Source organism: Microbacterium proteolyticum, assembly GCF_029639405.1.
GTDB lineage: Bacteria > Actinomycetota > Actinomycetes > Actinomycetales > Microbacteriaceae > Microbacterium.
Genome location: NZ_CP121274.1, coordinates 2,946,063 through 2,964,100 on the forward strand (window position 1 = coordinate 2,946,063; position 18,038 = coordinate 2,964,100).

The following is an 18,038-nucleotide window of genomic DNA, read 5'->3' on the forward strand; positions in this document are numbered from 1 at the left end:
GGTCAGCTGCTCGAGAGGGCGGACCGGAGTTCACGCCCGAGCGCGCGGGCCTGGAGGATCGGGTCGTCCTGCTTGAACTGGTTCTGCATCGAGATGGTGATCGAGTTGCCGCCACGGCCGGAGGTGGTGTCGACGTTGAGGCCCGGCATGCGGCGGAACGACTCGGCGAGGATCCCGAGCGAACGAGGTGAGCCGTCGAGCGGGATGAACGCCTCCGCCACGTCCGGGCGGTCACCGACCACACGCCATGTGTTTGCCGGGATCACAGCCGCCACACTCGACATCGGCGTCAGATCGGGGATGCCACCCGACGCCATGAAGTCGACGACGCCACCGTGATACCCGGCGCCGAGGATCCCCGAACCCAGCCGGCCGTCGCCCGTCGCGCGGAGGTTCACGGTCGCCCCATCCCATTTCCGGAACAGGTTGCCGATGCTCTCATCCGCCGGCGCCGTGTTCGCTCGGATCACGACCGACCCGTCCGGGAGCGTCTCGATCCGGGTCGCGAGATCCTGCACCTTCTGCTTCTGCTCCGGAGCATTCGATGAGAACGCCGTCGAAGCCTTCTCGGGTGTGCGGAGAACCTCATCGACGAGCGCGGCGGCCGCGTCCCTCCCGATGCCCATCTGCTCGATCTGCGAGATGAGCGCGTCCCGGGTGGTGTTGTACTTCTCGGTGAGCTCCGCCTGCGTCGCCTTGTTCCGCTCCGCCGCCCCGAGCTGCTCGTCGAGCGCGGCCGCCACGTTGAGGATCTGCCCCTGCAGTGCCTCCCCGGCATCGCTGCCAGCGATGTTCGCCGCCTCGACATCGGACAGCTCAACGACAGAACCGCCCGCCGACTTACCCACCTTGTCGAGCGCGTCCGCCAGGTTCAGCGACGCATCGTTCAGGAACCCCATCGCGACCGCGCCCTCGCCGAACTGGTTGAGCTTCTGCCGGGCCTCCTCGATCGCCCCGTTGCCGAGGTCGCGGATCGAGTCCGCCGTGACCTGCGTCTGATCGTCGAACCCGCGCATCTGGTCAGCGAGGCCCTGCACGCCATCGGCCTCGTCGTACTGCTGCAGCCACCGGAGGAGGACGGCGACACCCTCCGTCGCGTCAGCGAGCGGCCCGGACACGAACGTCCCCAGCGCCTCGGTGCTCGTCGCGGCACCTTCGACCATGCTCTCGCCGAAGTCGAGGGCACCGTTGGCCAGCCCGAGGAAGAACTCCAGGACAGGACCACGGTTCCGCGAGACGAACTCGGCGACGTCTGCGAGCGGCTCCGCGAACCCCGCAGCCAGGGCACCCTTGATACCGTCCGCGGCGACCTCGATGTTCCGGCCTGCCTGCTCGATCTTCGTTGCATCGTTGTTCGACAGGGTGTCGAACATCTTCTGCGCGGCGCCGTCGACGAGTCCCAGCTGATCGACAGCGTTCGTGAGGTCGAGGGCGTAGAGCGCGTCCCCGAGGTCTTCGGCCTTCGTCTTGAACAGGCCCAGCGCGACCTGGTTCCGCTGCACCGGGTCCTCGATGTTCCGCATGCCGGTGAGGATCTCCTCCAGCCCCGCACGGGCGGCAGGCCCGCCCTCCGCGAAGGCCTTGTACGTGTCGTCGGCGTTGAGTCCGAGCTGCTTGAGCGCGTCGGCGCCCTCACGGTTCCGGAGCGTGAGCTGCAGCTCCTTGAGCCCGTCCGCGACGAGGTCGCTGTTCCGGGCGCCGGCCTTCATGCCCTCGCTCAGCAGCCCGAGGTACTCCTTACCGGACAGCCCGAGCTCGCGCATGATCGTCGGATACTCGGTGAGGGAATCGAGGAGGTCGCCGCTGCGGTTCACGCCGTTGCGTGCGCCGGCGGCGAGGATGTCGAACGCTTCCTGCGCGGACTTCGCGAGCCCCGTCCGCAGCAGCACCGTCGTCGACTCGGCGGTCTTCCCCACGTCCTCCTGGAGCACCTCCGAAATGCCGGAGAGGCCCTCGATGACCTTCTGCGCTGCCGATGTCGTCGCCCGCGGGTCGATGAGATTGAACTGCACCGCCAGGCGGGCGGTGTCCAGGTTCGCCTCGATCGAGTCGCCGAACACGTTCGCGTACGCCTCACCGGCCGCGCGACCAATCCGCATCGCCTGACCGGGGTTGATCCCCGTCAGCGCCTCGAGCCGGTCGAAGCCGACCTCCTGCTGCAGGCCGTCCTGGATCGCACCGGTGATCGCCTTCCCGATCGCAACACCGGCGAGCACGATGCCGCCGGCGATGGGGATAGCGGTCAACGCCGACACGAGAGAGTCCTCGACTTCACCGCCGACGAGCGAACCGACCCTCTCACCGGCTCCCCGGGTCGCACCGTCCAGCGACGACACGAACGACGAACCACCCGATCCGCCGGCACGCTCGCCCGCCTGCTTCGCGGCGTCCTCGAGCTTCCCCAGATTCGCGATCGCCTTCGTCGTGTCCGCTTCGACCTCGACGTTCGCGCGCGCCGTGCGCAGCCGGTCAAGCTGCTGCTCCGCCCGGCTCAGCGCCGCCTCCGCGCGCTTCGTGTCCGCGGTGACATCGAAACCGGAGTTCGCCAGGATCGAGAGATCCTCGACCTTCGCCTTCGCCCGTTCCAGGGCCTTGACCGCGCCGTCGACCTTCGCGTCCAGGGCGAGGACCGCGCGCTCGGAGACGAGCTGCTTCGCCTGCGCCTCCACACGATCCATGCCGGCGAGCGCCTCGCTCGTGTCGCTGTCGACCTGGACGACACGGTGCGCGGCGACGAGGTCCTCCGCTTGGGTCTTCACCCGGGAAATGTCCTGCAGCGCCGCGCGGGCGTCGCCGTCGATCTTCTGGACGACGGGCTTCGACTCGACGCGCTGCGCCGACTCCTTCACCTTCTTCTCGCCCTGCTCCACGCCGGCGGTGTTCGCCGTGTAGAGAATTTCCAGCTCAGCAGCTCTCAGCGCCACGTCAGCCTCCGATGCGTTGTAGGTATGGGTGAGGGGCCGACCCCGCCCAGCGTCGGCCCCTCAATGGGTGGTGAGACTCCCGCGGTGCGGACGTCCGATGCTCACCATCCGAAACGGGAATCGCAGGCCCCAGCCGGAAGGAGGTTCGGTGGGCGGGCTGCGGTCCCGTGGTCATGGTCAGCGCCGCAGCTTCACCTGGACGAGCCCACCGGGCCCTGAATCGGTGAGCGCGAGGCCGACGACGTTGATGTCGTTGGTGCCGTTGGTGTGGGCGGCGACGGCACCGTTCGCCGCGGGTTCGACGGTCTGGCCGGCGGTGATCGAACCGGACGCGGTGAGACGCTGGACGCCCATCCGGTACACCGTCAGGTCATCCCCGCTGACCGCGTCGACTGCGGCGACACCGACCCAGGCGTGTGTGGCGCCGCTCGACGGTGCGACCGTTCCCGAGCCGGAGACGACCACAAGCTGCCCGCCCGTGACGGAGGCGGACGCCTGGCGAGTGATCTGCGTGCCGGGCTGGAACAGGGGCATGTACTCGACCATCAGTCGGTCCCTTCCGTGTTGGCCTGAGCGCGTGCGCGGATCTTGCGGCGCACGTCGTCGGGCGAGTTGAGACGGAGCCCGCCGGCGGCGAGAGCGAACCAATCGAGGTTCCCGCCGATGTGGTGGGACAGGTAGAACGAACCGTTGTCCGACCAGCCGTCGCCCTCCGCGAAGCACACCGAGTAGTCGACAGCGTCGTCGTTGTACACGCCCTGCTCCGCCGCGGTGGGGCTGACGGCGAAGACGCGGCTGAGCTGCTGCCGGACCGCGGCGATCGGCTGGATCTGCCGGTAGAACGTCTCCGTGCCCCGCCATGCGGTGATCGCGGCTGTGTCGCCGCGGCGGATCATCTCGTCCGACGTGGTGCGGGCGGTGAACCCGTGCTTGCGGACCGCGGCGACGAACGGCTTCGCGACCTCGTCGAACCGGCCCCGCATCTGCTCGATGAGCGCCTCGAGCTCGGGGCCGATCTCCCGCTGCACCTCCAGCAGGATGAGCGCGTCGAACGGTGCGAGCGCGGGCTCGAAGCCGGAGCTGAGACGGCGGATCGTGACTCGGTCAAGCCAGTCACGGAGCTCGTCGTCGCCGATGCCGAGGAACTTCGCCGGCGGCTCCGCCGCGTGCCCGATCGCGACTTCGCGGAGACGCTGCGCCTCAACGATCGTCGGCGGGACGGTGAGCCCGGCGACCTCGCAGAGCGCGGAGAACGCGTTGATGTCTCCCCACGTGGCGATCAAGCGACGACCTCCTTCGGCTCCACGAGACCGTCCGCGACCAGGACCCGGAGCTGCTCCGGGACGATGTCAGCGGGCACGTCCTGCCCCTTGTAGAGGTTCACCTGCGAGCCCGAGCAGAGCCGGACGACAGCGCAGTGAGCCGCGACCCGGTACTCGGTCTGACCGAGGAAGAACGGGGCGCTCAAGAGTCACCACCGAACAGGGCACGCCACGTCTCCGCGTCCTCCCCGGTCAGCGCCGGGAGCTTCGCCGACGCGGCCGTGAGGGAGTCGTACTCGGCATCCGACATCACGTCGGGATCGGACACCGGGTAGGCGCCGCCGGGAGGGATCGAGCCTGCGGCCTTCGCGGCGAGCTTCCGGTCGACAGCGGCGAGGATCTCATCCTCGGACGCGTCAGCCGCGAGGCCGACCCGCTCCGCGAAATCCGCCCGCGTGACACGAGGACTGGTGGTCATGAGGTCTCCTGATCATCTTGAGGTGATGACCGGTGAGCCCCGCTCCAACCGATGCCGTCACGATAGCCCGGATCCGTGGACTCCGGTTCCGACGCGCCGACCACAGCGCGACGACGCTCCGCGAGCTCGGGAACCTCGAGGCCAGCGGCCGCGATTACCCGCGCCTGCAGGGCGATCACCTCGAACGCTTCCCGGAGCGCGTCCTTCGCCCGGCCGAGGTCACGCTGCAGCCGCCTCTCCGGATCGAAGTTCCGGCGGCTCACGACGCGCCCCGCGCGTACTGAACTCGCCTCTCGAGCCCCCACAGGTCACGACCACCTCGGCAACGGTCAGGGGTCCTCGGTGGGCGAGTACCCTCCTGCTCGCCATCATCAGCCAGCGCCCGCGGGAGCGGGCAAGACCGGGAGCACGCCGGAACGTGACGGCCGTGAGGCTGCCGCGTTCCCAGCGTGACCTCGCGTTGAGCCTCCTCGCCGGAGGGGCATCGACCGGCAAGCCGGCCGATCGTCGATGTGCTTCTCGAATCCATCCGAGAACACACAAGCGAGCGGGTAGCGCCCGGGAGGGCGCGCCACGGTGCGGCAGAGCGGCCAACGTGAGTAGTTCTTACTTCGTGGCCACTGGGTAGCCCATGACGGTCCGGGCGATACTGCATACCCAGTGGCCCATAACCGTCACCGCCGTATGGGCTACCCAGTGGCCCATAGGCCGACCGCGGACGAGATCCGATACCGGGCTGATTTCTTCGGACCGCCAGGGTCCACGACCTCGATGACGCCACGGTCGACGAGTGCGGTGAGCGCCTTCCGGACACCCGATCGCTGCATGCCCGATTCTTCGGCGATCGTCTGCTGCCCGGGGAAGGTGAGTCCCGCTGCGTCGGCATGGTCGACGAGGACGATGAGGACGAGCGCCTGGCCGGTCGTGAGTCCGAGAGTGGTGAGCCGCCGGCTCCGCAGAAACCAGCGGAGGGAGATCCGTGCCACACCTCACACACCCCCAGATGTGGCCGCGGGCGTCGCTGTGCGCCTCACGGGCAACCCCTCGGACCACGTCACGGCGTCGGACAGTCTCCCGCTCGGGGTGCGCCACCCATTCGCGCGAACGACAGGCCATTCGAGCATCACGATCGTGCACGGCGCGCACGGCGGGTGAATCGACGAGAACCCGCCCGATCCCTCCTGCGCTCCCCACGCGAGCTGCGCCGCACAACGCGGGCACAGCCCCGCCTTCTCCGCCAGACGGCACACCGCCTGCCACTTCTCCGCCTGCTTCTGCGTCTCCGGCTTCGGAGCGGGCATCAGAGCGTCACCTCCGACTGCAGGTCGATCATCATCTCCAGCTCGAGCTGCACCAGCGGATCCTCAACCCGAGTGCCCATGTCGACGTACTCCACCCACCGGCGCCGATCCTCGGACCAGCGGACCCGATTCACCACGTCGTACTTGTGCCAGAGCCGGAACCCGTAGTCGAGGTCCAGGCTCCCGACGTCGGCGACCGCGCGTGCACGATCGTCGTCGGACGCCGCGGCGAAGTGCCGCACCACGTACACGCCCGGTCGGCCGGTCACCCGCTCGATCCGGTAGTGCGCCCGCAGCAGCCAGCCCTTGTAGAGGCTGTCCACGATGCGGATCGGTTCGTCGACGTCAGGGCCGACCGTGAAACCGGGGCCGGGCATCAGGCCGCCGCCTCGATCTTGCGGAGCAGCACGATCGCCGTCGCCAGGCTGTCGAACAGGCGCATCGCGGCCGTCGACCGCAGCTCCTCATGCTCACCGACGAGACGGAGCGTGACACCGCTCGGCTCCGGCAGAATGTCCCCCACAACCTTGTCAGGGTGGGCAGGGCCTTCCTTCACGATGACGCCCACCGACGACGTGATCGCGACCTCGCCGACCTCGTGGGCGAACAGGATCAACACCTCACCGGACACCTCCGCGCCGACCTCGACCTCCGACACCCACGACGGCGTGGCAGCCGCCGGCCACTCGGGGGGGTTCACGAAGTTCCGCGTCTCCTGCTGCGCCGCGATGGCCACGTACTCCGCAGCCCACTCGCTCACAGCCTGGCGCGCCGCGTCCGTATCGGGGATGATGTTCACGATCTGGTCCTGTCTTTCGATGGTGGGAATCTGGTCGCTGCCCTCGAAGCCCTGGCCGGCTTTGGGGGCTTTCTCGTGCGTGAGAGCCGCTCGCGCCTCGGTTCTGGATCCGTAGCCGCCGAACGTCACGTCACCGCACGTGCAGCGGGCGGCGAACCCACCGCCCGACTCGTACGTCACGACCTTGTGCCGCACCGGCGCGCTCATTTCGCACCCTCGAACGCTGCGGCGATGTACGCGTTCACGTCGGACTCGCGGAAGCAGATGCGACCCGCGATCTTCGCGTGCTTCGGCGCCGTGCCCTCCGTGATCATGTAGCGGAGCTGGCCCGGCGATCGACGGAGCCGCTCGGCCACCTCGTTGACGAACAGGATTCGGTCTTCCATGGGATGCCTTTCGTTGTCGAAATCGCACTGCGGTGCGGAATGGACATAAGCATGCTGGTAGCGACTGCTGTTGTCAAGCACATACGATGAGATCGTGACAGCACAGGGTGATGACCTCGGCAGCAGCTCCGCGGCGGCGTTCGCGCCGAACTCCTTCGATTTCGAGTTCGGGCAACACATCGCGCGTGCACGGGAGCGCGCCGACATGAGCCAGCGTCGGGTCTCCGAGGCACTGGCCGCGAAGGGAGTAACCCTCGACTCGGCAGCGCTGTCTCGGCTGGAGCAGGGGAAGCGATCGCCGAAGCTGGAGGAGGCGGTCGCGCTGGCGGATATCCTCAGCGTTCCCCTCACCGACCTAGTGCCGCCCGCACCTGAGGTGATGCAGCTCGCCCGCGCGCGACAGAACGTCGTGAAGCAGCTCGATGACGCGATGTACAAGCTCGCCGGTGCCGCCGGCTATCTCGAGTACTTCGCCAGGCTGGTTGAGGCGCAACCAGAGCTCGCGCGACAGGTGTTTCGTGACGAGAGTCCGAGCGGGCGCTTCGATTGGGAGGGCTGGGCTTCATGGACGATCGACTCACTCGCCGGATCGCCACACCGCCGCGTCGTCTCCACCGACAATGAACGGGCACACGCGATCAAGCGTGTGCTAAGGGAGTTGGCCCAGACGATTGTCACCGCACCGATCGACCTCGAGGACACCTCGGGCCTTCCCGGTCTCGTGACGCGTAAGCCACGCGCCGCCGAGTAACTGATCCACCGTGCGTAGCTACGTCGAGGATCGTTGGCACGTTCGGGATGCCGAGGGCGCCACGATCCGCAGCGCGCGGTGGGGAACGGGGAAGCGGTGGAGGGCCCGCTACCACGACGCCGCCGGCCGCGAGCACGCACGCCACTTCGAGCGGAAGCGCGACGCGGAGCGGTGGCTCGCCGAGGTCAGCGCATCCGTCCTCACCGGCACCTACGTCGACCCACGCGCCTCGCGGCTGACGTTCCGCGAGTACGCCGAGACATGGCTCGCCGCTCAGGTTCACCGGGAAGCGACCGCCGCCCTCTACCGGAACCACCTCGAGCGGCACGCCTACCCCGTGTGGGGAGACGTCCCCCTCGGCTCGATCCTGACCAGCCACGTGCAGGCGTGGGTGAAGGGCCTCACGCTTCCCGTTGAGGGTGGCCGTGATGCTCTCGCCCCGGCGACGGTCGGTGTGATCTACACCGTCGCGGCATCCGTGTTCCGTGCCGCCGTGCACGATCGGAAGCTCGCGGAGACACCCTGCCGCGACATTGCTCTTCCCGAGGTCGTGAAGACCCGCGTGCAGCCCCTCACGACCGCCCAGGTAGACACACTCGCCGACACCGTCCCAGCGGGTCTACGCGCGCTCGTAATCCTCGCCGCGGGCACCGGAATGCGACAGGGTGAGGTCCTCGGGCTCACCCGCGACCGCCTCCGGCTCCTCGGCAGGGATCCGGCGGTCACCGTCGACCGGCAGCTCGTGACGAAACCGGGAGGATCGACCACCTTCGGGCCGCTCAAGACCAGGGCCTCCTACCGAACCATCCCGCTCCCCCGCGTCGTCGTGGCCGCGCTGAACGATCACCTCGCGCAGCGCGACGTGGGCGACAGCGATCTCCTGTTCACGATCGACGGCAAGGGCATCACGCGGCAGCGCTTCGGCCACCTCTGGCGGCCTGCAGCTCGAGCGGCCGGGCTCAACGAGGCAACGGGCACCGGGATGCACGCGCTCCGGCACTACTACGCGAGCCTGCTCATCCGCTACGGCGAGAGCGTGAAGACCGTTCAGGACCGCCTCGGGCACAAGTCCGCCACCGAGACTCTCGACACCTACGGCCACATGTGGGCGGACTCCGACGACCGGACTCGAGACGCCGTGGATAGCGTGCTCGGCGCTCGCGCGGACTCTCCGCGGACTGACGGACGCTCGATCGGCTGAAATCCCAGGTCACGGGCGAGAGTGCGAATGGGCCGGCCTGTACGCCGGGTTCTGTCCGGGGGCGTGAGCCCCGTGGACGGTCATCTCTCTCGGCGACACGTTGCCGTGCCGCTCCAGCGGCCTACCCGGGGACTCGGCGAGCCGCGTCGTCATCCCCTGTCTGGCCTTGCTCCGGACGAGGTTTACCTCGCGGGTCGTGTCACCACGACCCCGGTGGTCTCTTACACCACCCTTTCACCCTTACCCGCGCGGTGAAGCGCGGGCGGTCTGCTCTCTGTGGCACTGTCTCGCGGATTGCTCCGGGTGGGCGTTACCCACCGTCCTGCCCTGTGGAGCCCGGACGTTCCTCGGCACGGGCGAACCCGTGACGCGACCGTCCAGCCGACCCATTCGCACCGTCGAGTCTACGCGGGCGGCTCAGCCCTTCTCGGCCGTCTCGCCGATGCGCAGGTCGAGGGGGAAGTCGATCGGGAACGTCCCGAACAGCAATCGACCCGCGGATGCCGCGGACCCCCGCACCGCATCCGCAACGGCATCCGCGTGTTCGACCGGGGTGTGCACGACGATCTCGTCGTGCAGGTAGAACGCGAGGTGCGGCACCCGCGCGAACGCCGGGCCGGACGCGGGCGCGGAGCGCGTGGCATCCACGGGGTCGAGGGCGGACAGACGCGTGCGCAGATCGGCGAGCCACGCCAGGGCCCATTCGGCGGCGGTCCCCTGCACGACGAAGTTGCGGGTGAAGCGACCGCGGTCGCGCGCGGCCCGGCGGGCTCGGGTCTCGTCGACACCGGATGCCTCCGCGTCGCTGGCCTGCGACTGCACCGCCCGCCACAGGTCGCCGGCGGGCGGTGAGGTCCGCCCGAGCCAGGTGTGGACCCGGCCGCCCTCTTCGCCGACGCGAGCGGCGTCGTCGACGAGTCCCATCGCGCGCGGGAACGTGCGCCGCAGCCGCGGAACCAGACGCCCGCTCTCGCCGCTGGTCGCCCCGTACATCGCGCCGAGCATCGCAATCTTGGCGTCTGCGCGGGTGCCGACGGCTCCGGCATCCACGATTCCGGCGTAGAGATCGCGACCGGATGCCGCCTCGGCCAATGCCGTGTCGCGGGCCATCGCCGCGAGCACGCGCGGTTCGAGCTGCGCGACGTCGGCGGTGACGAGGGTCCAGCCCGGGTCGGCGCGGACGGCCGTACGCAGCTGCCGCGGGATCTGCAGCGCTCCCCCACCCGACGATGCCCAGCGACCCGTCACGACGCCGGCGGGCACGTACACCGGGCGGAAACGGGAGTCGCGCACCCACTCGGCCATCCACGCCCAGCCGTTGGCGGTGTAGAGGCGCATGAGCTTCTTGTAGCCGATGAGCGGGGCAACGACGGGGTGGTCGTGCTCGGCGAGCTCCCAGCGATTGGTCGACTCCACGAGGAGTCCCGCGCGATGCAGCGCGCGCAGCAGGCGGGGTTGCGAGTCCAGCGAGACCGTCGGGTCGCCGAGCGCATCACGGACGGCGGCCGCAGCCTGCTCGATCCGTGTCGGGAGCCCGCCGCCGACACGAGTGCCGAGCTGCTCCGCGAGCAGACGCTCGTGCGCGTCGACACTCCACGGCAGGCCCGCGGCGTGCAACTCCGCAGCGATCAGTGCACCCGCCGATTCCGCGGCGGCGAGCAGGCGGAGCGCCCCCGGTTTCGTCGCGGTGGAGATCGCGGCGCGCTGCCGGCGATACTCGGCGGCGGCCGACTCGACGTCGTCGGGCGGACCGCTGCTGGCGCCACCGAGCGAGAAGAGCGTGTCGGTGTCGTCGGACGTGGGGGCGGCGGCATCCCACTCCCGATGCGAGCGGAGGCCGAAATCGTCGACGACGGCCTCGGCGTCGCGGAGGACGGCATGGACGAGCCGCAGATCCCAGGCCCGGGCGACCCGGATCCCGGACGCGAGCACCGGGCCGTACCAGGTGGGGGTGTCGCCCCACACCCACCGCACGTCACCGGCCGTCTCGCGGTCGCGGATCGCGGCGGGCAGCTCGTCGCGCGTGACCGCGAGCGAGCGGACGACGGAGCCGTCGGCATCCAGGTCGGTCAGCGAAATGGTGCCGGATGCCGTGCGCCCGACGACGACCTCAGCCGAGGACGCCAGGGCGGGTCACCGTGATTCTTCGGTGCGGACGAGGATCGCGCCGCACTCGGGGCAGAACACGACCTCGTCGGTCTGCGCGCGGCGGACCACGGCGATGTCGCTCGGCGGCAGCACCATGCGGCAGGCCTCGCACGCGCCCGCGCGGAGGAGCCCGGCGCCCGTGCCGCGCGCGGCGAGACGCTCGTACAGAGCGAGGAGGTCGGCGGGGATGGCTCCGGCGACCGCATCGCGGTCGCGGCGCGCAGCCTCGAGACGGTCGGTGGCCTCGGCGACGACGCGCTTGGCCTCGGCGCTGAGCTCCGCGCCCTGCGCGTTGGTCTCGGCGATCAGGGCCTCTTGCTCGGCGACGGCGGCGTCGGCGGCTTCGAGCTGCTCCATCAGCGCGATCTCGGCGTCTTCGAGGTCGCTCTTGCGCCGGGCGAGCGAAGCCAGCTCGGCCTCGAAGCCCTGCGCCTGCTTGGCGTTGGTGGCGGCGGCGAGCCGCTCGGCGTCGCGCTTCACACGCGCGTCCACGACCGCGACGTCGGACTCGACCCGGGCCAGTTCGGCCCGCAGATCGTCGCGGACGTTCGCGCGATCGCCCAGTTCTTGCGAGAGCGTCGAGCGCTGCGCGAGGAGCTCGCGCACCTTCGCGGCCTGCGGCGGGTTGCCCTTGACGTGCTCGTCGCGCAGGATCCGCGCGTCGAGGTCGGCGAGATCGAGCAGTTTGCGCTGGTCTGCGGGGTCGGCGTTCACGGACTCCACGCTACCCCGGCCGTCCGACACGCCGGGACCTCGATTAGCCTGGGGCCACGGACCCCCCACCGATGAATGGATGCCATCCGATGACCTGGAGCATCGATCACGCTCATGCGCGCGGTATCCGCCCTCCCGTCGACGAGATGGATGCCGTGCGCGACGAGAACACCGCGATCATGGCCCGCTGCCCGCTGGGTACGGTCGAGCAGCCGGTGGGAGTCGTCCGGTGACCGCCGGGCTGCTCGGCGGCATCCTCTTCCTCGCCGGCGGGATCGTCGCCTACACCGGCACCTGGAAGGGCTGGATCCGCGTCCGTCGGGGGTTCGGCGCGACCATCGGCTTCGCGTGGCTGTGGATCGGGCTCGCCCTCCTCGTGGGGGCCGTGGCCCTGCTGGTCGAGTCCGCCTCGCGTCCCGCCTTCTTCGTCCTGATCGGTGTGGCCGCGGTCCTCCTGGCCGTGGGAGCGGTCGGGCTCTTCTGGCTGCCCAGGTTCCTCCTGCCCGCGTGGTTCCGCGTCCTGCGTGGCGACGACGCTCGACCGAGCGGACGGGCATGAAGTTCTTCACCGGCCGGGTCGCCCCCGAACCCGCGATCCTCATCGCGAAGACGCCGCACGCGACCGTCACCTATCCGAACTGGCTCGAGACGTCGCAGATCGACGGTGCCGACCTCGTCCTCACGCCGATCGACAGCCCCGAGGGCTTCATCCCCACCCTCGTGCTGACCTCGGTCGCCGACACGGCTCCCTTGATGGATGCCTCGACGGCCGCGTTCCATGCCGCCCGGGCCCGGCACCCCGGGGCGTACGTGCTCGCGGTCGACCTGTGGCATCCGACTCTCGACGACTCCGCGCCGCGCGGACGGCGCATCATCTTCGTGTACCGCGCGGAGAACGGTCAGGACGTGGGCGTCGCTGAGTGGGTGTGGGCCACCGGCACGCACCACCTCCACCTGTCGGCGAGCTGCTCCCCTTCGCAGTGGACGGGGTACTCGCCGGTGTTCGACGGCATCGCCGCTCAGCTGACGCTGACGGCCGACCCGGCGGACGTCGCCGAGGCGGCCGGCGCGACGGGCGACGCGCCGCTCGATGCGGCACTGTCCGCCCGGGCGGGTCACCCCCTCGAGTCGCTCGACGGGATCCCTGCCCCTACGTTCCTCTCGGCGGCCCCGCCCGTCTCGACCGAGGCCCTGCAGGCGCTCCTCACCGGAGCGACGAAGGCGCGCATAGGCGCGGCCTACGGCATCCTGGCCCGCGCCGACCGCGGTACCTCTCGGGCGCGGGAGCTGCAGAATGCCGGCTGGATCGACGGCGAATGTCGACTGACGCGCGAAGGCGGGGCCGCGGGCACGGCTCTTGCGGCGAACCGGCCCGTCGTGATTGTCCAGACACGGCGAGCCGATCGGGCCGCAGTGCTGGTCGCCTACGCGGGTCCGCGCGGAGTGCTCGTCCTGCACGATCCTCCCCTCACCGAGGCGTCGGCGACGGACGGCGCTGCGCGCCACGCGGTCGTTCTCGACCCGGATCACGTTCCCACCTTCGTCTCGGCGTGGCTCGGGCTCACCCCGGGCTGGCCGGTGAGCGAGGAGGACGAGCAGATCACGGTCGCTGACCTCGCCGCGCACGTGGCCGCCGCCGACCCGGCCGTCGAGCCGTGGACCGAGGTGCTCTTCCGCAGCGAGGACGGCCAGCTCGCCGACGCGGTCTCCCCCTCGCGGGGCTGGCTGCACCTCGGACCGCCGGTCGACGGCATCCATCCCCTTCGTGCCGAGCCGACGGCCGCCGTGTTCGACGCGCTGGCGGCGTCGGTCTCGCGCGCCCGCGCCTGAGGGCGCCGACCGTCTCGGGCTAGACTCGAGGCATCCAGGGCCTTTAGCTCAGCTGGTAGAGCGCCACGTTTACACCGTGGATGTCGTCGGTTCGATCCCGGCAGGGCCCACCCCCAGACATGCCCGTCCGATGATCGGCTATCCGGCATACTCGCGGCATGACCGATCGCGTAGCGACCTCTTCTCAGGAGCGCTTCACCTGGCGACAGGTGTGCGCCGTGATCGGATGGTTCGTGCTGGCCGGTTCCGTCGTCGGCGCCGCGGTGTTCGTCGGCGATATCGTACGGGCCGGGATCGGTCTGGCACTCCACGCGGAATCCGAACCCATGCCCAGCTCCGGTGCCTGGTGGATTCTGGCCGGCGCGGCCGCCTCGTTCGTGCTCGCCATCCTGGGGCGGCGGTGGGTGCTCCTCACGCTGTCCGTGATGCTACTTCTGGTGGCTCTTCTCCTCACACAGGGGCGACCGGGCTCGTGAGAACGCGCTGACTCCGAACGTTCCCCTCGATCGCCCTGCCCCCCGATAGCCTCGCTGCATGAGTGGACGACGCTGGGCCGGCATCCTCGTCATGACGCTCGTGCTCGTGACGTCGACGGTGTTCGCCATTTCGGAACTGTTGGCGGGATCCTTCCCGCGGCACGCGGTCGGCGCGATCGTGGCTTCGGTGGTCGGTCTGGTGCTGTTCTGCCGGCCACGTGACGAGCCGGAGCGCTGATCGCAACGGCTTGCGCTCGGGCGCACAGCTGACAGGGTGGTGCCATGGCATCCCTGATCCAACAGCGGCTGGCGATCGAACGCATCCGCGTGCGAGCACTGTGGATCGTCTGCGTCAGTGCGGGAATGTTCGTCCTGGGGGGCGCACTCGTCCTGAGCGGCACGACGAATCCGTTCTCGATTCCCCCTCTGGTCATCTGGGCCGGCGGGATCGTGACGGGCATCGTCGAGGTGCGACGATATCGCCGCGCACTCCGCGAGTTCGAGGCGGAGCATGGGGTCGGTGCGGGCGACCAGACGTCGGGCACCGACTCGTGACGGCACCTCATCGGGGCGCGAAGCTCTACGGGCGCACCTTCCGACAGCACGGGGTCGCGCTGGTCGTGTTCTCGCTGTTGTTCGTCGGTTTCGTCGTCCTTGCACTCCTCAGCGCGGATATCCTCTCCGCAGCCCCGATTCGCTGGTTTTTCGCCGGATTTCTCCTGCTGTCGTCCGGGCTGACGGCCGCGTGGGAACTGCGCCTCGTTCTCCTCATGCGGCGAGGCGCGACCGACCCTCAGCGCCCGAGCTGACCCCTAGTTCACGATCTCCCTGCTGCGCGTCGCGTGGGGTGGGCGATGGCGGGAGGCGATCGTCATCGGTCTTTCGCACGGGTGGGAAGCGCGCGCTGGATGGCGAGGGTCAGGCGCGAGCCCAGCGACGCGGCGAAGCTCGCGGTCAGGTGATTGGGGTCGCGGTACGCATTCCGGTTGTCGACCACCGGACTGCAGACCGCGTCATCGCAGAAGACATCCGTGTTGTCGAGGACGTGAACAGACGGCCGCGCCTCCGCCGCGCGCGTCAACGGATCGGGCGCAGGGACCGCATTTTCTCGCGATACGACACAGTTGCTCACGGTGCGGTTCAGCAGGCAGAGGTTCGGATTGGTGGGGAAAGCGGGGTTGTCGACCACCGCGACGATCGGAATCGCGGCAACCGACGGACTGTCCCAAGCGCCCGCGAATCCCGCAACGGCCGCGTCCGTTCGGGACGGATAACCCGCGACGGAATACTGCGTGCCCGAATAGGCCGAGGTGACGATCACCGCTGGTGTGTGGGTGAGCAACCAACTCGACAGATTCTCGCGCCACTGATCGCACACGCGTGCGAACGGAACCTCGGGGCCCAGCTTCGCCGTGCTCCACGGGCAACCGCCCTTGAGCGCCGTTGTCAGTCGCCACCCTTCGCGGTCCGCGATGTCGGCGAGGACGTCGATGTACTGGAATGCGTGGCTGTCTCCGATCAAGAGCACGACGGGCGCCGCGGGGTCGTCCGAACCGAAGGTGCACGTGCGCGGTTCAGCGTCGTCGAACTGCGCGAGGCACTCCGGTGAATCCGGTGCATCCATGCCCGCGATGCTCGCTGCGGGCGCGAACCCGTCCGAGGAGAGGGCGCTGCAGGCATCCACGGATTCGTTCGATGGCGTGGAGCACATCGTCGGATCGGCGCGGAGATTCGCGAGCGCGGACCGGGCGCTGAGGTAGTGCGGAAGATTCGTCGCGGCGAGTCCGATCGTGAGGACCACGACGGCCGCCATCGCCAAGCCGCCGACGGCCAACGTTCGACGGGGGCGGGCGCGAACGAGCCAGGGCCATGAGCGAAGCGGATCTTCGACGAACCGCTGAGTCAGCCAGGACAGAATGACGGTCACGAGGAGCAGCGCCGTTGTCTGAGCGATATCCCCGGACCACCACGGCAGCGCGGGAACCAGCAGGATCAGCGGCCAGTGCCAGAGGTACAGGCTGTAGGAGATCTGCCCGACGAAAGCGAACGGCTGCAGTGAGATCAATCGAGTCGGGAACCACCATGACCCGCCCGTGGTGACGGCGAGGATGAGGGCAGTCGATGCGACGGGCAGGAGCGCGGCGTATCCCGGGAAATGGACGGCGTCACTCATCATCGTGAACGACACGGCCAACCCCGCGAGGCCGAGCCAGCCGCAGATCATTCGGCTGGACGAACCTCGCGCACGCAGCCGGGGAACGAGCGCCAGCATCGCCCCGGCCCCGAATTCCCAGACGCGGGTGAAGGTGGCGAAGTAGGCCGCTGCGGGATTGACCTCGGTGAACCACACGCTCGCCCCGAAGCTCGTGAGCGAGATCAGCAGTACCGCACCGAGCATCCCGGCAGGACTCCGGCCGTGGAGACGGCGAGCGAACGCCACGCCGGCCAGGAGCGCGAGAGGCCAGACGACGTAGAACTGTTCTTCGGTCGACAGCGACCAATAGTGGCGAGCGAACGTCGGACTGTTCGAGTCTCCGAAGTAGTTGGCGGACGTCGCGACGAGTTGCCAGTTCGCCACGTACGAGGTCGCGGCCACGATCTCTTTCACCCGAGCGGGGAGCGCCGACAGCAACGCGAGCGACGGGCTGGAGATCACCACGGCGCAGAAGCCGAGCACCAGCAGCGCTGCGGGCAGCAACCGACGCACGCGCCGCGCCCAGAACGCCGCCAGGCGAACCGTGCCGGTGGCGAGGAGCTCGCGTCGGAGATGTCCGGTGATGAGGAAACCGGAGATGACGAAGAACACGTCGACGCCCACGAAGCCGCCCGGCAGCGCGGACGGCCAGAGGTGGAAGGCGACGACGCCCAGCACAGCTATCGCCCGCAGGCCTTGGATGTGGGGAACGAAAGACGGCTGATCGGTGCGCGGGGGCGATGAGGTCGACACGCGCAGAACATCGCATGTAGACATGCTTCCGCTGTACGGGTCGCCGACGGAGAAGGGCGGGTGATGTGCAGGCTGTCACGACCGCGAGAGGGGCACACCTCGAACCAGGCGGCCCCGACCCTCAGTTCAGGATGTTCACGCTGCGCGCGATCACCAGTGCCAGCAGCACGAACCCGGTGATCGCCTGCACCATCATGAACAGCTTTGCGCGGATGCTGAGGGGCATCACGTCGGTGGGGCTGAACGCCATCGCGTTGGATGCCGAGAAGTACAGGTAGTCGATGTAGCCGGGCGCCCAGTCGGCGGTGTTCGAGGAGCGGCGCTTCACTTCGCTCACGGCATCCCCGTCGGAGTCCTGCGGGAACTGGAAGTCGGCCGGCTGCAGTTGGTCGCGCGGGTCGCGGCGGCGGGCGACCGGGCCGCCGCGATCCATCTCCCAGTAGACCGCGCCGTAGCCGATGACATTGATGGCCCACACCTGCGCGGCGCCGAGCAGGGTGACCGCGCCGCTCCCCTGGCCCGTGAGCAGTTGATGGACGAGCAGGACGAACGCGACCTGATTCGCCGCGAGCAGGATCGACACGAACCCGAGCGCGAAGGCACGCCCGATGCGCGAATCCCGGTCGAAGCGCGTGGGGTGCGCGATGAGCATCGCGATCGTGCACAGCAGGCTCGCGCCCACGACGACGTAGCGGAGTTCGCCGGACACGTCGCTCGGGAGCACGGCGTACAGCACCGTGCCCAGAGCCAGGCAGATCAGCACCGGCCAGCGGTGCTCCGGCCGCGTGCGGAACCCCGCGTACTCGCTCGACGTCACGCGC

General features: G+C 69.4%; 22 protein-coding genes, 1 tRNA gene and 1 other RNA gene. 10 read left to right on the forward strand and 14 right to left on the reverse strand.

Going from position 1 to position 18,038, the window contains the following annotated elements; translation table 11 throughout:
* Positions 1-2 precede the first annotated feature (2 nt).
* From P8R59_RS14735 to P8R59_RS14755, 5 genes are all read right to left on the reverse strand, one after another.
* Positions 3-2,924, reverse strand: coding sequence for a phage tail tape measure protein (locus P8R59_RS14735; protein WP_278101673.1), 2,922 nt, complete (start codon positions 2,922-2,924; stop codon positions 3-5).
* Positions 2,925-3,101: 177 nt separating this feature from the next.
* Positions 3,102-3,470, reverse strand: coding sequence for a capsid cement protein (locus P8R59_RS14740; RefSeq protein ID WP_278101674.1), 369 nt, complete (start codon positions 3,468-3,470; stop codon positions 3,102-3,104).
* Positions 3,470-4,207 carry a hypothetical protein gene (locus P8R59_RS14745; protein ID WP_278101675.1) on the reverse strand — a complete coding sequence of 246 codons (738 nt, stop codon included), beginning with the start codon at positions 4,205-4,207 and terminating at the stop codon, positions 3,470-3,472. Before P8R59_RS14745 ends, P8R59_RS14740 begins: the two co-directional genes overlap by 1 nt.
* Positions 4,204-4,392, reverse strand: coding sequence for a hypothetical protein (locus tag P8R59_RS14750; RefSeq protein ID WP_278101676.1), 189 nt, complete (start codon positions 4,390-4,392; stop codon positions 4,204-4,206). The genes P8R59_RS14745 and P8R59_RS14750 overlap by 4 nt, the downstream gene beginning before the upstream one ends.
* Positions 4,389-4,664 (reverse strand): hypothetical protein, encoded by a 276-nt coding sequence (locus tag P8R59_RS14755; RefSeq protein WP_278101677.1) that lies wholly within the window; start codon positions 4,662-4,664, stop codon positions 4,389-4,391. The genes P8R59_RS14750 and P8R59_RS14755 overlap by 4 nt, the downstream gene beginning before the upstream one ends.
* Positions 4,665-4,696: 32 nt before the next feature.
* Between P8R59_RS14755 and P8R59_RS14760 the strand changes: the two genes are divergently transcribed.
* On the forward strand, positions 4,697-4,948 hold the full coding sequence (locus tag P8R59_RS14760) for a hypothetical protein (RefSeq protein ID WP_278101678.1): 252 nt from the start codon (positions 4,697-4,699) through the stop codon (positions 4,946-4,948).
* A 405-nt stretch (positions 4,949-5,353) separates the two neighbouring features.
* Here P8R59_RS14760 and P8R59_RS14765 read toward each other — a convergent pair whose 3' ends face one another.
* From P8R59_RS14765 to P8R59_RS14780, 4 genes are all read right to left on the reverse strand, one after another.
* A complete protein-coding gene (locus P8R59_RS14765; RefSeq protein WP_278101679.1) occupies positions 5,354-5,650 on the reverse strand; it encodes a helix-turn-helix domain-containing protein in 297 nt (98 codons plus the stop codon).
* A gap of 314 nt (positions 5,651-5,964) precedes the next feature.
* The gene (locus tag P8R59_RS14770) at positions 5,965-6,342 is read right to left on the reverse strand and encodes a hypothetical protein (protein ID WP_278101680.1); all 378 of its coding nucleotides are present in this window, start codon (positions 6,340-6,342) and stop codon (positions 5,965-5,967) included.
* A complete protein-coding gene (locus P8R59_RS14775) occupies positions 6,342-6,971 on the reverse strand; it encodes a hypothetical protein (protein ID WP_278101681.1) in 630 nt (209 codons plus the stop codon). The genes P8R59_RS14770 and P8R59_RS14775 overlap by 1 nt, the downstream gene beginning before the upstream one ends.
* Complete coding sequence (locus tag P8R59_RS14780; protein WP_278101682.1) at positions 6,968-7,150, reverse strand: helix-turn-helix transcriptional regulator; 183 nt, start codon at positions 7,148-7,150, stop codon at positions 6,968-6,970. The genes P8R59_RS14775 and P8R59_RS14780 overlap by 4 nt, the downstream gene beginning before the upstream one ends.
* 94 nt (positions 7,151-7,244) lie before the next feature.
* Between P8R59_RS14780 and P8R59_RS14785 the strand changes: the two genes are divergently transcribed.
* A complete protein-coding gene (locus P8R59_RS14785) occupies positions 7,245-7,901 on the forward strand; it encodes a helix-turn-helix domain-containing protein (RefSeq protein ID WP_278101683.1) in 657 nt (218 codons plus the stop codon).
* Between the two features lie 10 nt (positions 7,902-7,911).
* Positions 7,912-9,102, forward strand: a complete 1,191-nt coding sequence (locus P8R59_RS14790) for a tyrosine-type recombinase/integrase (RefSeq protein ID WP_278101684.1) — start codon at positions 7,912-7,914, stop codon at positions 9,100-9,102.
* A 24-nt stretch (positions 9,103-9,126) separates the two neighbouring features.
* Here the strand turns inward: P8R59_RS14790 and rnpB are convergent.
* From rnpB to P8R59_RS14805, 3 genes are all read right to left on the reverse strand, one after another.
* Positions 9,127-9,491, reverse strand: an RNA gene (gene rnpB, locus P8R59_RS14795) — RNase P RNA component class A.
* A gap of 28 nt (positions 9,492-9,519) precedes the next feature.
* Entirely contained in the window at positions 9,520-11,229 is a 1,710-nt protein-coding gene (locus P8R59_RS14800; protein WP_278103838.1) for a bifunctional 3'-5' exonuclease/DNA polymerase, read from the reverse strand.
* Positions 11,230-11,235: 6 nt separating this feature from the next.
* Positions 11,236-11,964 carry a zinc ribbon domain-containing protein gene (locus tag P8R59_RS14805; RefSeq protein ID WP_278101685.1) on the reverse strand — a complete coding sequence of 243 codons (729 nt, stop codon included), beginning with the start codon at positions 11,962-11,964 and terminating at the stop codon, positions 11,236-11,238.
* Between the two features lie 89 nt (positions 11,965-12,053).
* On the opposite strand from P8R59_RS14805, the gene P8R59_RS14810 reads away from it, so the two are divergent.
* The 7 genes from P8R59_RS14810 (at position 12,054) to P8R59_RS14840 (ending at position 14,825) form a co-directional block, all read left to right on the forward strand.
* A complete protein-coding gene (locus P8R59_RS14810) occupies positions 12,054-12,197 on the forward strand; it encodes a hypothetical protein (protein WP_160897387.1) in 144 nt (47 codons plus the stop codon).
* A complete protein-coding gene (locus P8R59_RS14815; RefSeq protein WP_278101686.1) occupies positions 12,194-12,523 on the forward strand; it encodes a hypothetical protein in 330 nt (109 codons plus the stop codon). Before P8R59_RS14810 ends, P8R59_RS14815 begins: the two co-directional genes overlap by 4 nt.
* Positions 12,520-13,794, forward strand: a complete 1,275-nt coding sequence (locus P8R59_RS14820) for a hypothetical protein (RefSeq protein ID WP_278101687.1) — start codon at positions 12,520-12,522, stop codon at positions 13,792-13,794. Before P8R59_RS14815 ends, P8R59_RS14820 begins: the two co-directional genes overlap by 4 nt.
* A gap of 37 nt (positions 13,795-13,831) precedes the next feature.
* A tRNA-Val gene (locus tag P8R59_RS14825) sits at positions 13,832-13,904 on the forward strand.
* Between the two features lie 48 nt (positions 13,905-13,952).
* Positions 13,953-14,270: a hypothetical protein gene (locus tag P8R59_RS14830; protein ID WP_278101688.1), complete on the forward strand. Its 318-nt coding sequence runs from the start codon at positions 13,953-13,955 to the stop codon at positions 14,268-14,270.
* Positions 14,271-14,328: 58 nt separating this feature from the next.
* Positions 14,329-14,508 (forward strand): hypothetical protein, encoded by a 180-nt coding sequence (locus P8R59_RS14835; RefSeq protein ID WP_278101689.1) that lies wholly within the window; start codon positions 14,329-14,331, stop codon positions 14,506-14,508.
* A 44-nt stretch (positions 14,509-14,552) separates the two neighbouring features.
* Positions 14,553-14,825, forward strand: coding sequence for a hypothetical protein (locus P8R59_RS14840; protein ID WP_278101690.1), 273 nt, complete (start codon positions 14,553-14,555; stop codon positions 14,823-14,825).
* A 316-nt stretch (positions 14,826-15,141) separates the two neighbouring features.
* On the opposite strand, the gene P8R59_RS14845 is transcribed toward P8R59_RS14840, so the two are convergent.
* A complete protein-coding gene (locus P8R59_RS14845; protein WP_278101691.1) occupies positions 15,142-17,217 on the reverse strand; it encodes an acyltransferase family protein in 2,076 nt (691 codons plus the stop codon).
* Positions 17,218-17,338: 121 nt separating this feature from the next.
* Positions 17,339-18,034 (reverse strand): DUF1345 domain-containing protein, encoded by a 696-nt coding sequence (locus P8R59_RS14850; protein ID WP_077051495.1) that lies wholly within the window; start codon positions 18,032-18,034, stop codon positions 17,339-17,341.
* Between the last annotated feature and the right edge of the window lie 4 nt (positions 18,035-18,038).

Excerpts from the sequence above, each read along its gene's own strand:
- P8R59_RS14740 (WP_278101674.1), bottom strand. The coding sequence starts at position 3,470 with ATGGTCGAGTACATGCCCCTGTTCCAGCCCGGCACGCAGATCACTCGC.
- P8R59_RS14755 (WP_278101677.1), bottom strand. The coding sequence starts at position 4,664 with ATGACCACCAGTCCTCGTGTCACGCGGGCGGATTTCGCGGAGCGGGTC.
- P8R59_RS14770 (WP_278101680.1), bottom strand. The coding sequence starts at position 6,342 with ATGCCCGGCCCCGGTTTCACGGTCGGCCCTGACGTCGACGAACCGATC.
- P8R59_RS14775 (WP_278101681.1), bottom strand. The coding sequence starts at position 6,971 with ATGAGCGCGCCGGTGCGGCACAAGGTCGTGACGTACGAGTCGGGCGGT.
- P8R59_RS14780 (WP_278101682.1), bottom strand. The coding sequence starts at position 7,150 with ATGGAAGACCGAATCCTGTTCGTCAACGAGGTGGCCGAGCGGCTCCGT.
- P8R59_RS14810 (WP_160897387.1), top strand. The coding sequence starts at position 12,054 with ATGACCTGGAGCATCGATCACGCTCATGCGCGCGGTATCCGCCCTCCC.
- P8R59_RS14820 (WP_278101687.1), top strand. The coding sequence starts at position 12,520 with ATGAAGTTCTTCACCGGCCGGGTCGCCCCCGAACCCGCGATCCTCATC.
- P8R59_RS14830 (WP_278101688.1), top strand. The coding sequence starts at position 13,953 with ATGACCGATCGCGTAGCGACCTCTTCTCAGGAGCGCTTCACCTGGCGA.
- P8R59_RS14835 (WP_278101689.1), top strand. The coding sequence starts at position 14,329 with ATGAGTGGACGACGCTGGGCCGGCATCCTCGTCATGACGCTCGTGCTC.
- P8R59_RS14840 (WP_278101690.1), top strand. The coding sequence starts at position 14,553 with ATGGCATCCCTGATCCAACAGCGGCTGGCGATCGAACGCATCCGCGTG.